We start from the raw sequence: 12,895 nt of genomic DNA on the forward strand, positions 1-12,895 counted from the left end.
ACACCCCCCTCCTACTTGGGAGAGGGGCGGGGGTGAGGGGTATCACAGCCTCTTACCGATGTACTCGGCCAGGTCGGCCACGCGGCAGCTATAGCCCCACTCGTTGTCGTACCAGCTCACTACCTTGACCAGGTTGCCCACCACCAGGGTGTCGAGGGCGCTAAAGATGGAGGAGTGGGGGTCGCCCTTGAGGTCGCTGCTGACCAGGGGTTCCTCGGTGTAGGCCAGGATGCCCTTCATGGGGCCTTCGGCAGCTCTCTTCATGGCGGCGTTGATCTCTTCTTTGCTGGCTTCTTTGTTCAGAACAGCGGTAAAGTCCACCACCGAGACCGTGCTGGTGGGCACGCGGAAGGCCATCCCGCCGAATTTGCCCTTTAGCTCAGGTATCACCAGTCCCACCGCTTTAGCTGCGCCGGTCTCGCTGGGCACGATGTTGAGGGCTGCCGCGCGGGCATCGCGGGGGTCGTCCTTTACTGCGTCCACCAGGCTTTGGCTGGCGGTGTAGGCGTGCACGGTGGTCAGGATGCCCTTTTCGATGCCAAAGTTATCGTTGAGCACCTTGGCTACCGGAGCCAGGCCGTTGGTGGTGCAGCTGGCGTTGGAGATGATGTGGTGCCGGGCGGGGTCGTACATGTGTTCGTTAACCCCCATCACCACCGTGAGCATATCGCCTTTGCCGGGGGCGCTGATAATCACTTTCTTGGCGCCGGCCTTGAGGTGGGCTTCGGCGGCCTCGAGCTTGGTAAAGCGCCCGGTGGACTCGATGACGATATCGGCCCCAATCTCACCCCAGGGTAGGTTGGCCGGGTCTTTTTCCTCGTAGACCCGGATGGTCTTGCCGTTGACGGTGATGTTGTGCTCATCGTAGCTGACGGTTCCGGGGAAGCGGCCGTAGTTGGAGTCGTACTTGAAGAGGTGCGCCAAAATGGAATTGTCCGACAGGTCGTTGATGCCCACCACTTCCACCCCGCGCTCCTGCAGAATCCGGAACACCTGGCGGCCAATGCGCCCAAAACCGTTGATGCCTACTTTCATATAGTCCTCCTGTTGGGGTTAAACGCCGGATAGCCTCCGCGTTCTGCTGGATACTATAACGCCTCCATTAAGAGACGCCCAAGCACAAGGATACCTTCTTTGGCACACATTGGACGGAGACAGGTGTCCTGCTGACTTCTATCGTGCAAGGCTTTATCAGCACAAATGCCTATTTTGCCTGCCCCTGTTTGAATGCCTGGCTTTGCACATGGCTATTGATGGCAGTGTGTTTTAGGATAGCAGGGTTGAGGCCTATATGTGCTATAGGTAAATATCGCCTGAAAGGCAGGTCTGGGTGTGATACCAGATTCGGTTAGTTCGTCACCGAACGGTGACGAACTAACCCGACCGAAGGGAGTGCTCTAGGATTCAAAAAGATAGCCTCTTAGCGCTTTTTGTTTGAAGATTATCTTTTTGAATCCGGTATGACAGGCTGCACCTTAGGCCAGACCGATGTAACCCAAATACCACTGCACGATTGCTTTTCCGTAGAAGAAAGCAACCAGCCCACCTATTGCCAGGTAAGGCCCAAAAGGAATTTGGTTGTCGCCGCCAAACCGCCGCAGGATTGAGCCAATAATAGCTCCAGCAAATACGGCGATAAAAACTGCCACCATCAGACTGCTAAAGCCCAGCCAAACTCCCAAAAACCCCGCCAGCACTACGTCGCCATATCCCATAACGCTCACGTAGCCCTCGAGGTTTTCCTCAGCGGGTGCGGGTTCAACCTTGTCGGATGGGTTGCGAAGCCACCAGTACAGCATTCCAGCTAAGGCCATACCACCGGCGCTGACCAGCATTCCTCGCAGGCTTTCCAGTGGCGATAGGCCCAGCAGCCAGGCCACAATGGGAGCAAGTGCCCCAAGGCCGAGGGTCAGGCTGTCGTGTAGGGCAAATACCTTGCCTGTGCGGGCATTGAGCGAGGCATTGAGCAACCCCACCACGATGCCCAATCCCCCCAGCCAGGTGCCTCCTACTGTGCCCAACATTCCACCCAGGGCACCCACCATAGCCGCTAGATGCACCTGATGCACGCCAAACGGGCCTTCGCGGGGGCCATCTTTGAAGCGGTTGTATAGCCACCCGCCATAGCCCGCAAATAGGGCCACCAAACCAGCCCCCATCAAGCCGCCGTCTACTGCTGCTTGGAAGTTTTGGGGGAAACCCAGGAAGCCAGCCCCCAGCAAACCCAGGAAAATTCCCCCATAGTTGAGCGAGTTGGGCAGGGTTTTGGTGTCGATATCAATAAACGCTAGCGCAATCAACAAGGCGATAAAGGCCCATATAAAGACCAGCTCGGGAAAAACAGGACGCAGTAGAGCAGCCACGCCAAAAAGAACTGCCGTCAGGCCCTCCACGGCCGGATAGCGCAGCGGGATGGGGCGTTTGCAGTTTTTGCACCTGCCCCCCTGTACTACCCACGAAACAATCGGCACCAGCTCGAGGGGGGAGAGCACATGCCCACAGTGGGGGCAGCGGGAGCGGGGCCACACCACCGATATGCCTGCTGGAACCCGATAAATCACGACATTCAGAAACGAACCAATCAGGCTTCCGAGCAGGAGGGCAAAAACCACAAGGAGGGACAGGGGTAATAGCTCCACCCCGCTATTGTAAGAGGAGGGGCACTGGATGGCTTGTGATGTGTATGGTTCCAATCCACCCAGCAGCGCCACTATGCCAAAAGATGCGCCGGAGCAGGGAAGGGGTTTGCTTACCCGCAGCAGTGCATAGTGGCAAACCAGGGGTTTGCACGGTAAGGTTAGAGCAGTGGCTGGCCTGCATGACCCGGCTGAGTGGGAAGAAGGCAGGTACCGGCTCTGTTTTTCTGGGCCTTTACCTGAATCTTTGTGCTGGGGGCCCCCCGCATAGATAGAACGCTTCTTATATGAATCAACCCGTTTTGATGCTCAAGAGCCCATTGTTGCAAGTGCCGCACGGCTTTACCACCCGTGAGGGTGGGGTCTCACCTGCACCTTTCGATAGCCTCAACCTGGGCATTTCCACGGCTGATAGACCCGATTGCGTACTGGAAAACCGCCGGCGGGTGCTGGCGGCTTTTGGCAACCCGCCCGTGGTGGGATTAAGTCAAGTGCATGGCAATCAGGTGCATGTGGTTGAGACAGCCGGAGAACGGGAGGGCGATGGGGTGCTCACATCCACGCCAGGGTTGCTGCTGCGGGTTACTGTGGCCGATTGCTACCCTATTCTGTTACACGATCCGCTGCGGGGGGTGGTGGGGGCGCTTCACGCAGGTTGGCGTGGGGTGGTTTTGGGCATATTGCCGCGGGCTCTTGAGCTGATGCAAGCCCGGTACGGCTCGAGCCCAGATGACATCCGTGTGGCGGTGGGCCCTGGTATTAGCGGCCCCAACTTTCAGGTGGGGCCGGAAGTGCTCGAGCAGTTCGAGCGTCAAGACCTGGCCTTTGCCTGGCCCGACCCAGAGCACTCCGGCAGATACCGGCTCGACCTCGAGCGAGCCATACGTACCCAGGCCCAGAGGGCTGGCATTTGTCCGCAGCACTACTGGGCGCTAGGACGCTGTACCTATGCCGACCCGCTTTTCTTTTCCCACCGGCGCGATAGGGGTCAGACTGGGCGGATGTGGGCTTTGATTATGCTGCCGAGCCAGTAGGAGAAAGGGTGCTGGCCCCCAGCGGATTTTTTGCACTTAAAAAGCCATTTGATTGAGTGGGCTTTGTTCTTCAGTCTTACAAAAGTTTTCGTTACACTAAAGCTGTGCTTAAGCCTGGGGCCCAGCTCAACTCGGTTACTCAAATTACCCCTGCGTGGCTTCAGGAGCGGGGTTTGAAGGCGGTGCTGCTCGACCTGGATAACACCCTGGTGCCCTATAAGACCTACGGCGAGGCGCCCGAGGGCTTGCTGACATGGCTGCAAAGCCTTAAGAATGCCGGTATTCCGGTAATGCTCGTCTCCAATGCCAGCCCCTGGCGGGTGCGTTATTGGTGTGAAAAGCTGGGAATTCCAGGTTTTGGCCCGGCAGGAAAGCCCTGGTTTGGATTTCGCAAGGCCCTGAGGCGGCTGGGCCTGCCGCCCCGCCAGGTGGTCGTGGTGGGTGATCAGCTTTTTGCCGATGTGCTGGGAGGAAATCTGGCTGGGATGTATACCGTGCTGGTTCCCCCGCTTTCGCAAAACGAGCTGGGGTATACCCGACTGGTGCGAAAACTTGAGCGCTGGGTGCTACAGAACCCCAACTTCAGATGCGCCCCAGGAGCCAATGAGGAATTTGACCCAAAAGATTTCTGCCAAAACTCCACAATAAGCAAAGACTAGGAGGAAGCGAAGCGATGCCTTATGTTAGCCTGGTAAATAACCCGATGATCTTGTTCATTAAATGGCATTCCATTACTGGCTCTGGCATTAACAGCTTCGAGTAGGAGGACGGGTCGAATGGCGAACGTCTTAACCATTGGCGATAAAAGACTGGGCGCAGCCCTGTTGGACATGGGCCTGTTGGGCGATGAAGAGCTGCAGCGGGCGCTCGAGCAACACCGCGAAGTGGGTGGCAATCTCTCGGAGATTATTGTCGATCTGGGGCTACTTTCCGAACGTCGTATTGCCCAGGCCATCGAGGAGGCTTTCGGTATTCCGCTGGTGGAGCTGGTGGGGATGGAGATCTCGCCTGAGGCCAAGGCGCTTGTTCCAGCAGAGCGAGCTCGAGATCTGGGGGCCATTCCCTTTAGCGTGGAGGGCGGTACCCTGCGGGTGGCCCTGCTGAACCCCCTGGACAACCTGGTGCTGGAAGAGCTCGAGGACCTCACCAACCAGATTATTGAGCCCTACCTAACCACACAGTCTTCCTTCCGCTACGCCCTGGCCCTGCACTATCCAGAGCTGGGCTTACCAGTGCCTCCGCCGCCTACGGCTGTGTCTCCAGGTGAGATGCAGCTTGGTGAAATCCTGGTAAATAAGGGCTGGTTGAGCCGAGAAGACCTCGAGGCAGCCCTGGTCGAGCAGGAAAAAACTGGTGAGCTTTTGGGCCGCTTGCTTACCCATAAATATGGTCTAGCTGAGGAAAAACTTTACCAGGCCCTGGCCGAGCAGGCCGATATTGAGTTCAGGACAGAACTGGACGACCTCGAGTTTCAACAGGAAGTCTCAGCCTTTTTGTTGCGCCCCGATGCCCTGCGCTATCAAGCGGTACCGGTTCGCCAGGATGGGCAGCAGGTGCTGGTGGTGCTGGCCGACCCCCGTCATCGCCATACCGTGGCCCAGCTAATTGAGCGTCCAACAAAGTTCATCCTCACCCTACCCAGGATCTGGGAAACCCTATTTAGCAAGGCCTACCCCGAGAAAAGCCGCCTGGGCGAAGCCCTGGTGCAGGAGGGCAAGCTGGGCCGTGCGGCGCTCCAGGATGCCCTTTCGGTACAGCGCCGCATGGGCAAAACCCGGCCTCTGGGCGAGGTGCTGGTAGAGCTGGGGTACGTTAGCGCCCAGGATGTGGAAGAGGCCCTCTCCAAGCAGCGGCAGGGTGGCGGTCGCCTGGAAGACACCCTGGTGCAGTCGGGCAAAATCAAGCCCGAGATGCTGGCAAAAAGCCTGGCCACCCAGCTCGGCTACCCCTACATCGACCCCACCGACTCCCCCCCCGACCCTTCGGTGCTCACCATGGTGCCCGAATCTACCGTGCGGCGTTATACCATCTTTCCCCACCACCTCGAGGGCAACACCCTGGTGGTTTTGATGAAAGACCCCCGCAACATCCTGGCCATTGATGACCTACGCATGATTACCAAGCGTGACATCATGCCTGCGGTGTCGGCGGAGGCCGCCATCACTAAGCTAATTGAGCGTTTTTATGGGGGCACCACCGGGGTCGAGGAACTTGCCCGGGAGTTTGAGGGCAAAAGGAAGGAAGAAGACGCCGTCGATACCAGCGCCCTCGACGACAACGCGGTGGTCAAGCTGGTTAACAGCATTATCCGCGAGGCTTTTTTGCAGGAGGCTTCAGATATCCATATCGAGCCACGCCAGTCCGACATCCTGGTGCGCATCCGAATTGACGGTAGCCTGCGGGAATACATGCGCTTGCCTAAAGGGGCCGGGCCAGCGATTGCCTCGAGGGTCAAGATTATGTCCAACCTGGACATTGCCGAACGGCGGCTGCCCCAGGACGGGCGGGTGCGTTACCGCGACCGCTCAATTGACCTGGATCTGCGCCTTTCTACCCTGCCTACCGTATACGGCGAGAAAATCGTGATGCGCCTCTTGCGCAAGGCCGCCGACATTCCCGAAATCGAGCAGTTGGGTTTTGCCCCCGATGTTTTCCAGCGCTTCGAGGACGTCATCTCGAAGCCTTACGGCATCTTCCTGATTACCGGGCCCACGGGCTCGGGCAAGTCCTTTACCACCTTCAGCGTTCTGAAGCGCATTGCCACCCCCGACAAAAACACCACCACCATCGAAGACCCGGTGGAGTACGAGATTCCCGGCATCAACCAGACCCAGGTTAATCCGGTCGCGGGCCTAACCTTTGCCAAGGCCCTGCGGAGCTTCTTGCGGCAGGACCCCGACATTATCATGGTGGGTGAGATCCGCGACTCCGAAACCGCCAAAATTGCCACTGAAGCGGCCCTTACCGGCCACCTGGTCATTGCCACGCTGCACACCAACGACTCGGCGGGGGCCGTAACCCGTCTGGACGAGATGGGGGTAGAGCTTTTTAACATCTCGGCGGCCCTGGTAGGGGTGCTGGCCCAGCGCCTGGTACGCAAGATATGTGAGCACTGCAAGATTCAGGTCGAGCCTGACCCCAGCGTACTGCGCCGCCTGGGTTTGTCCAAAGAGGACGTGCGCGGCAAGACCCTCTACAAAGGGACGGGTTGCGATAAGTGCAACGGTACGGGTTATAAGGGCCGTGCGGCCATCCACGAACTCATGGTGCTGGATGATGAGATTCGGCGGGCCATTGTGGAAGGCCAGTCGGCCACCCAGATCAAAGAAATCGCCCGCAAGGGTGGCATGAAAACCCTGCGCGAGGACGGCATCCAGAAAGCCTTTATGGGCTTGACCACCCTGGAAGAAGTGATGGCCCGCACCAACGAGTGAATCAGGGCCCGCTTTAGGGGTGGTCGGGGGGTATTTGGTATGGCTCGAGCTAAAGCTTCTTACGGGGTATGTAAGCTTTGTGGTTACCGTGGCACCAAGGCCAGCATGACCAAACACCTTGCCCGGTGTGTGGAGCAGCCGAGTTCAAACAAAGGAAAGCCGGTTCGCTTGCTGCACCTGCGGATTGAAGACGCTTATAAGCCCTCGCCCTTCTGGATGGATATCGAGATTAAAGCCAGTGCGTCTTTGCATGTGCTGGACGATCTCTTGCGCGATATCTGGCTCGAGTGCTGCGGCCACCTGAGCCTGTTCAAAATAGACGGGGTGATTTATGAAGCGGTTATTGACCGCAGTTGGGGACTGGACGACTCAAAGTCCATGGAGGTCGCGCTGGACAAGGTGGTGCAGGTGGGCTCGAGCTTTGCTTACGAGTACGACTATGGCTCAACCACCGAGCTCCGGCTTAGGGTGCTGGGCGAGCGCGATGCCTACCTGAAGAAAAACCTGCGCCTGCTGGCCCGCAACGAACCACCGGAGTGGCAGTGTACGGTGTGCGGCCAACCGGCCACCCAGATAGACACCGAGTGCGCCTACGAGATGGACAATCCCTTCTTCTGCGACCTGCATGCCCAGGAGCATGTGGAACAGCGCCACGACGGTGACGATTACATGTTCTTACCCGTGGTCAACTCGCCGCGCATGGGAACGTGTGGCTATACAGGCCCTGCCGATGAAAGCCCTTACCTGGCCTGAGGGCGGGTGGCCCAACCCCATTTGCGGTGTTGGGCGGTAGAATCTCAGCTATGAGCTGGAAAGACTACTTGCAGCAACACCAGTCCGCCCATCTAGAACACTTCCGCGACTTTCTCGCCATTCCCAGCATCTCGGCCCAGCCCGACCATCAGGCCGACGTGCGCCGGGCGGCGGACTGGCTGGCCGAGCGCTTCCGCAAGGCGGGTTTTACTGCCGAAGTGCTGCCCACCGCCGGACACCCGGTGGTGCTGGCCGAATACTGCCCCTACCCCAACCGGCCCACCGTGCTTTTCTACGGCCACTACGACGTACAGCCCGCCGACAACCCCGAGCGCTGGAACTCCCCGCCCTTCGAACCCACCGTGGTGGATGGGCGTATTGTGGCCCGTGGGGCTTCGGACATGAAGGGCCAGGTCATGGCCTTCCTGCTGGCAACGGAAGCCCTTATTGCCACCGGAAACCTGGGCCTCAACGTTAAGGCCCTGATTGAGGGGGAAGAAGAGATCAGCAGCCCCAGCCTGCCTGCTTTTATCGAGCAGAACCGAGCGCGGCTCCGCTGCGACATGATCATCAACGGCGACAGCGGCCAGCTTTCCGAGACCACGCCGCTTTTAAGCCTGGGTGCGCGGGGCATTTGCGGGCTCGAGTTCGACCTGACCGGCCCCAGCCACGACCTGCACTCCGGCTCCTGGGGCGGCCAGGTGCAAAACCCCCTGCATGCCATGGCTGAGCTCATTGCCTCGCTGCACAACCCCGATGGCAGCGTGGCGGTAAAGGGCTTTTACGACGATGTGGAGCCCCTAAGCGCCGAACTGCGGGAATGGTACAAGCGCATCCCCTGGAACGAGGAAGAGATGAAACAGAAGCTGGGGGTGCCCGAGTTTTATGGTGAAGTGGGTTATACCGCCTGGGAACGCATCACCGGGCGGCCTACGCTCGAGGTCAATGGGATGTGGGGCGGCTATATGGGGCCGGGGGGCATGACCGTGATTCCTTCCACCGCCCACGCCAAAATAACCTGCCGCCTGGTGCCCCAGCAGGATCCGGAGAAGATTGTGACCCTGGTGCGGGCGCACCTAGAAGAGCACCTGCCCAAAGGGGTGCGCCTGCAGGTACGGGTCAAGGAGTCGGGCGCCCCGGCCTTCCGCATGCGGGCCGATCACCCGGTGGCCGAGGTGGCCCGGGAAGTGCTTACCGAGCTTTATGGGGTGCCGCCGGTGGAGACCATGTTTGGTGGCTCGGTGCCCATTCTAAGTACCCTTAAGCAACTTCTGGGCCACGACCCGGTGAGCTTTGGCTTTGGCCTCGAGGACGAGCTTATTCACTCACCCAACGAGTTTTTCCGGCTGTCCAGCTTTGAAAAAGGCAAGCAGGGTTTTGCCCTGCTCCTGATGCGCCTGGCTCGATAAGCGCAGCCAACAAGACAACCCCATGCTGTCCGGTGGTTATCGGTAGCTGCTAAAACAAGAGGGCAGGTGGTGATAAAGATTGGCTAAACGCCAAGGTTAACGTTGGCTGAATGGCTTCTCACTACTGCCAGACGCTGTATTCTACCCTGGGGGTGGAGGAGGCCATACATGAAGCGAATCTTTTCAACGACCATTGGACTCTTGCTGGCAGGCTCTGCGCTGGCCGCGCCCCAACTCAGCCCTCAGGGCATCATCGTCAACCCGGTACCCACCGACCTACAGGTGCGGGTCTGGGTCAATAAAGACCCCGGCAAAACCGGCAACCCCGTCTATCAGATTGGGGAGCGCATCCAGGTTTCGGTGCAGGTTAACCAGGACGCCTATGTGTACATCTTCAGCGTCAAGTCGACGGGCGAGATTGGCCTGATCTTGCCCAACGCCTTCGACCAGAACAACCTGTTGCGCTCAGGTGAGACCCGCACCTATCCACCCGCCGTGGGTGCCCGCTACAACCTCGAGGTCGCCGGCCCCGAAGGGCAGGATCGGGTGCTGGCCATCGCCAGCCGCCAGCCCTTGTCGCTGGCCCAGATTGCCGACATCCAGACGGGCCGGGTGAACGTGCAGGGCGCAGATAACCTGGCTCGAGCCCTCTCGATTGTGGTCACGCCGCTGCCCCAACAGGACTGGGTTTCCAACGTGGCTTTCTTCATCGTGGGACGGGCGGCAGTTACCCCTGTGCAGCCCGTACAACCCGGTACCGGCACCCTTAGTGTGAACTCGAGCCCGTCGGGGGCGCAGGTGCTGGTCGAAGGCCGGCTGGTGGGCAGCACCCCCCTTAGCCTGGTTCTGCGCCCGGGCCGTGTGGATGTGGAGCTGCGCCTGGGGGGTTACCAGTCCTTCCGCACCTCGGCCCAGATTCGGCCTGGCGAGACCACGGTCATCAACGCCAACCTGATTGCAGTGGTGCAGAATGGTCTGCTGCAAGTCAACTCCAACCCCCCGGGGGCGCAGGTGCTGTTGGGTGGTCGGGTGGTGGGCAATACGCCGCTTAACCTGACCGTGCAACCAGGCCGCTACGAGGTTGAACTGCGCCTGAGCGGTTATCAGAACTTCCGTGCAACGGTAAATGTGGGCAGCGGCCAGACCGTGCCGCTGAACGCCACCTTGCAAGCCCTGCGGGGGGCGCTCGAGGTCTTTACCAACGTAGAAGCCCGCATCTTCCTGGATGGGCGCGAGGTGGGCCAGACCCGCAGCGGCTTCCTGCGCCTTGACGAGCTAGAGGGCGGCAGTGTTCAGGTAGTGGCCCTGGCCCCTGGCTACCGGGTGGTTTTCCAGGATATCCGCATCGAGGCCGGGCGCACGCAACAGGTACGGCTCGACCTGATGCGGGCCAGGTAGTGGCGAACCCCACCTGAGGCTTTCTGTTCGGTGCAGGCCAAAACCGACTGGGTGTAAGCACAGCTCTCGGCAGCGCTTCAGGTGGGGCCTCAGCCAACCGAACCAAGCAAGCACCTTTTATCGCACGCTTCACAGAGGTGGCCTCCCGGATGGGAGGCCACTGTGCTGTGTAGAGCGAGCAATCAAACTTGGCATGGGGCTCAATGATTATGGAGAGTTGTGCCTCCCCTTGCTATGCAGGGGGTTCTTGTGCTGCTTTAGGATGGTGGTCTTCGCCAACGAGAAGTGGACCACCCCGGAAGACCGCTTTATACGATTTCTAGAATGGCAAACTTCAAATAATGCGTCTCGGGCACATTGAGCAAGACTGGATGATCCCAGCCCTGGCCGCGCTTTTCCACCACCCGAACGGTGCGGTGGGCATCACTGGCGGCCTCGGCGAGCATCTGATAAAACATGGCTTCGCTCAGGTGATGGCTGCAGGAGGCGGTGGCCAGGATGCCCCCGCGGGGCAGCAGCTTCATGGCCCGCAGGTTAACTTCTTTGTAAGCAGCATAGGCCCGCTCGAGGTCGCGCCTGCTTTTGGCAAAGGCCGGGGGGTCCAGCACAATCAGGTCGTAATGGGCTCTGCGCCGCTCCTCCTCACGCAAAAACTCAAAAGCATTGGCCTCTTTGAAGGTGATGTTGGACAGGCGGTTGGCCTGGGCATTCTCCTGGGCCCTTTGCAGGGCGAGAGCCGAGCTGTCCACTGCCACAACCTGCTCAAAGCCCTGGGCCAGATGCAAGGCAAAGGAGCCGTGGTAACTGAAGACGTCCAGGGCGGTTTTTCCCCTGTAGGCTTGCAGCCGAATGCGGTTGTCGCGCTGGTCAATGAAAGCCCCGGTTTTCTGGCCCTCTTTAAGGTCGACCCGATACAGAATGGAGCTCTCCTGCACCATCACCGCGTCGGGCACCTGACCCAGCAGGGGCTTGACCTCTAGGGGAAGGCCCTCGAGGCTACGGGATTTGTGGTTGTTCTTGGCCAGCAGGCTTTGCGGGGCAACCTCGCTTCGAATAACTTCCACCAAAGCCTCAGTAAGCGGTTCTAAGGCCGCCGAGCCTACCTGTAAAACCCCGTGACCGGCGTAATAGTCGAGCACCAGGGCCGGGAGCAGGTCGCCCTCGGCGTGTGCCAGCCGGAAGGCCCCCTGGGGTTCTTGCGTTATGGCCTTTTTACGCCGTCTCAGGGCTTTGCGGAGGTTGTCGAGCAGGACCTCCTGGGGCCGCTCGGCTTTATCGAAGCTAAAAGCCCGCACGGTGATTTCGGAAGCCGGGTTATACAGGGCCAAAGCCAACACCCCTGCACCGGCTTGAACAGGGTACAGACCGGGCTCTTTGGGCCCCCCCACCACATCGCTGCGATAAACCCAGGGATGACGGGCCATCAGCCGGGCTGCACCTCTGGCATTAACTCGAATATTCATTTGCGGGTACCGGCTTCACATAAGATGGCCTGCCACATCTTTGTAAAGCTCAGCAAACTCCTTTCTGTGGGGGCAGATGTCCTCAATGATAGAAGACCTGCCCAAACCTGGTATGAGTCTACCGCTTCTAGCGGCGGGTGATGCGACGGCTCAGCATCCATGCGGCGGTCTCGTGCTCCCTAGCCCCTGCAAATCGCAATTGTTTTGGCCGATGTGTAAATTTTCTATATTATTGCCATTGCCTGTGGGGCTCGAGGCATTGCAGGGGATGCCTTAATGTATGTTTTTATACGATGCTTTGTTCAAACTTGCTGTTGTATGCTATCTCGCGTTGACACGAGTCCCAGGGAATCGCTATGATTCTTGGGGTTCATTTTGAGCAAGTTTTCACTTGCTCACTTTCCCGCTGTACAGACCTAAAACGATGGTGGCAAGAAAGGAGGGAACGTGGCTGGATCAGGACTCATAAAAAGCCTTGCGGAGCGCGAACAGGCCCTGGCTAAGCAGCTTGAAGAGGCCAAGCGGGCCGCGGCAGCCAAAGTCCAGGAGGCCGAGCTTAAGGCCGCCCAGATTATGGCGGAAGCCGAGCGGGCCGCACAGGACTTGGAAGCGCAGTTCCGGACCCGCACCGCCGAAGCAGTGGCCAGAATTGAAAGCGAAGCCAGGGCCAGGGCTGAAGCGGAGGCCAGGGCTATTAGCGAAGCGGCAACTGCGAAGGTGGCCGAGGCGGTTCAGGCGGTGCTTAAGGAGGTACTGCCTTGATCGCTC

The 12,895-nt window shown here is 59.2% G+C and carries 10 protein-coding genes; 7 read left to right on the forward strand and 3 right to left on the reverse strand.

Annotated elements, in window-relative coordinates; all coding sequences use genetic code 11:
- Positions 1-42: 42 nt before the first annotated feature.
- Positions 43-1,035 (reverse strand): type I glyceraldehyde-3-phosphate dehydrogenase, encoded by a 993-nt coding sequence (gap, locus tag Q355_RS0101790; protein WP_027876204.1) that lies wholly within the window; start codon positions 1,033-1,035, stop codon positions 43-45.
- A 440-nt stretch (positions 1,036-1,475) separates the two neighbouring features.
- A complete protein-coding gene (locus Q355_RS0101795; protein WP_027876205.1) occupies positions 1,476-2,639 on the reverse strand; it encodes a prepilin peptidase in 1,164 nt (387 codons plus the stop codon).
- Positions 2,640-2,923: 284 nt separating this feature from the next.
- Here Q355_RS0101795 and pgeF point away from each other — a divergent pair, with 284 nt between their 5' ends.
- From pgeF to Q355_RS0101825, 6 genes are all read left to right on the forward strand, one after another.
- Complete coding sequence (gene pgeF / locus Q355_RS0101800; protein WP_036258458.1) at positions 2,924-3,670, forward strand: peptidoglycan editing factor PgeF; 747 nt, start codon at positions 2,924-2,926, stop codon at positions 3,668-3,670.
- 104 nt (positions 3,671-3,774) lie between these two features.
- Complete coding sequence (locus tag Q355_RS0101805) at positions 3,775-4,329, forward strand: YqeG family HAD IIIA-type phosphatase (protein WP_027876207.1); 555 nt, start codon at positions 3,775-3,777, stop codon at positions 4,327-4,329.
- 117 nt (positions 4,330-4,446) lie between these two features.
- Entirely contained in the window at positions 4,447-7,104 is a 2,658-nt protein-coding gene (locus tag Q355_RS0101810) for an ATPase, T2SS/T4P/T4SS family (RefSeq protein WP_027876208.1), read from the forward strand.
- Between the two features lie 105 nt (positions 7,105-7,209).
- Entirely contained in the window at positions 7,210-7,857 is a 648-nt protein-coding gene (locus Q355_RS0101815) for an IS1096 element passenger TnpR family protein (RefSeq protein ID WP_051529262.1), read from the forward strand.
- Between the two features lie 50 nt (positions 7,858-7,907).
- Positions 7,908-9,266, forward strand: a complete 1,359-nt coding sequence (locus tag Q355_RS0101820) for a dipeptidase (RefSeq protein WP_027876210.1) — start codon at positions 7,908-7,910, stop codon at positions 9,264-9,266.
- 168 nt (positions 9,267-9,434) lie between these two features.
- Positions 9,435-10,664 (forward strand): PEGA domain-containing protein, encoded by a 1,230-nt coding sequence (locus tag Q355_RS0101825; protein WP_027876211.1) that lies wholly within the window; start codon positions 9,435-9,437, stop codon positions 10,662-10,664.
- Positions 10,665-10,972: 308 nt separating this feature from the next.
- Here the strand turns inward: Q355_RS0101825 and Q355_RS0101830 are convergent, their stop codons facing one another.
- Positions 10,973-12,127: a 23S rRNA (cytosine(1962)-C(5))-methyltransferase gene (locus tag Q355_RS0101830; protein WP_027876212.1), complete on the reverse strand. Its 1,155-nt coding sequence runs from the start codon at positions 12,125-12,127 to the stop codon at positions 10,973-10,975.
- A 447-nt stretch (positions 12,128-12,574) separates the two neighbouring features.
- Between Q355_RS0101830 and Q355_RS0101835 the strand changes: the two genes are divergently transcribed.
- The gene (locus Q355_RS0101835) at positions 12,575-12,889 is read left to right on the forward strand and encodes a V-type ATPase subunit subunit G family protein (protein ID WP_027876213.1); all 315 of its coding nucleotides are present in this window, start codon (positions 12,575-12,577) and stop codon (positions 12,887-12,889) included.
- The last annotated feature ends 6 nt before the right edge of the window (positions 12,890-12,895 follow it).

This window comes from Meiothermus cerbereus DSM 11376 (genome assembly GCF_000620065.1).
In the GTDB taxonomy this organism is placed as follows: Bacteria; Deinococcota; Deinococci; order Deinococcales; family Thermaceae; genus Meiothermus; species Meiothermus cerbereus.

Bases quoted from the DNA above. Each gene is read 5' to 3' on its own strand.
- Q355_RS0101830 (WP_027876212.1), bottom strand. From the start codon at position 12,127: ATGAATATTCGAGTTAATGCCAGAGGTGCAGCCCGGCTGATGGCCCGT.
- Q355_RS0101825 (WP_027876211.1), top strand. From the start codon at position 9,435: ATGAAGCGAATCTTTTCAACGACCATTGGACTCTTGCTGGCAGGCTCT.
- gap (WP_027876204.1), bottom strand. From the start codon at position 1,035: ATGAAAGTAGGCATCAACGGTTTTGGGCGCATTGGCCGCCAGGTGTTC.
- pgeF (WP_036258458.1), top strand. From the start codon at position 2,924: ATGAATCAACCCGTTTTGATGCTCAAGAGCCCATTGTTGCAAGTGCCG.
- Q355_RS0101820 (WP_027876210.1), top strand. From the start codon at position 7,908: ATGAGCTGGAAAGACTACTTGCAGCAACACCAGTCCGCCCATCTAGAA.
- Q355_RS0101815 (WP_051529262.1), top strand. From the start codon at position 7,210: ATGACCAAACACCTTGCCCGGTGTGTGGAGCAGCCGAGTTCAAACAAA.
- Q355_RS0101810 (WP_027876208.1), top strand. From the start codon at position 4,447: ATGGCGAACGTCTTAACCATTGGCGATAAAAGACTGGGCGCAGCCCTG.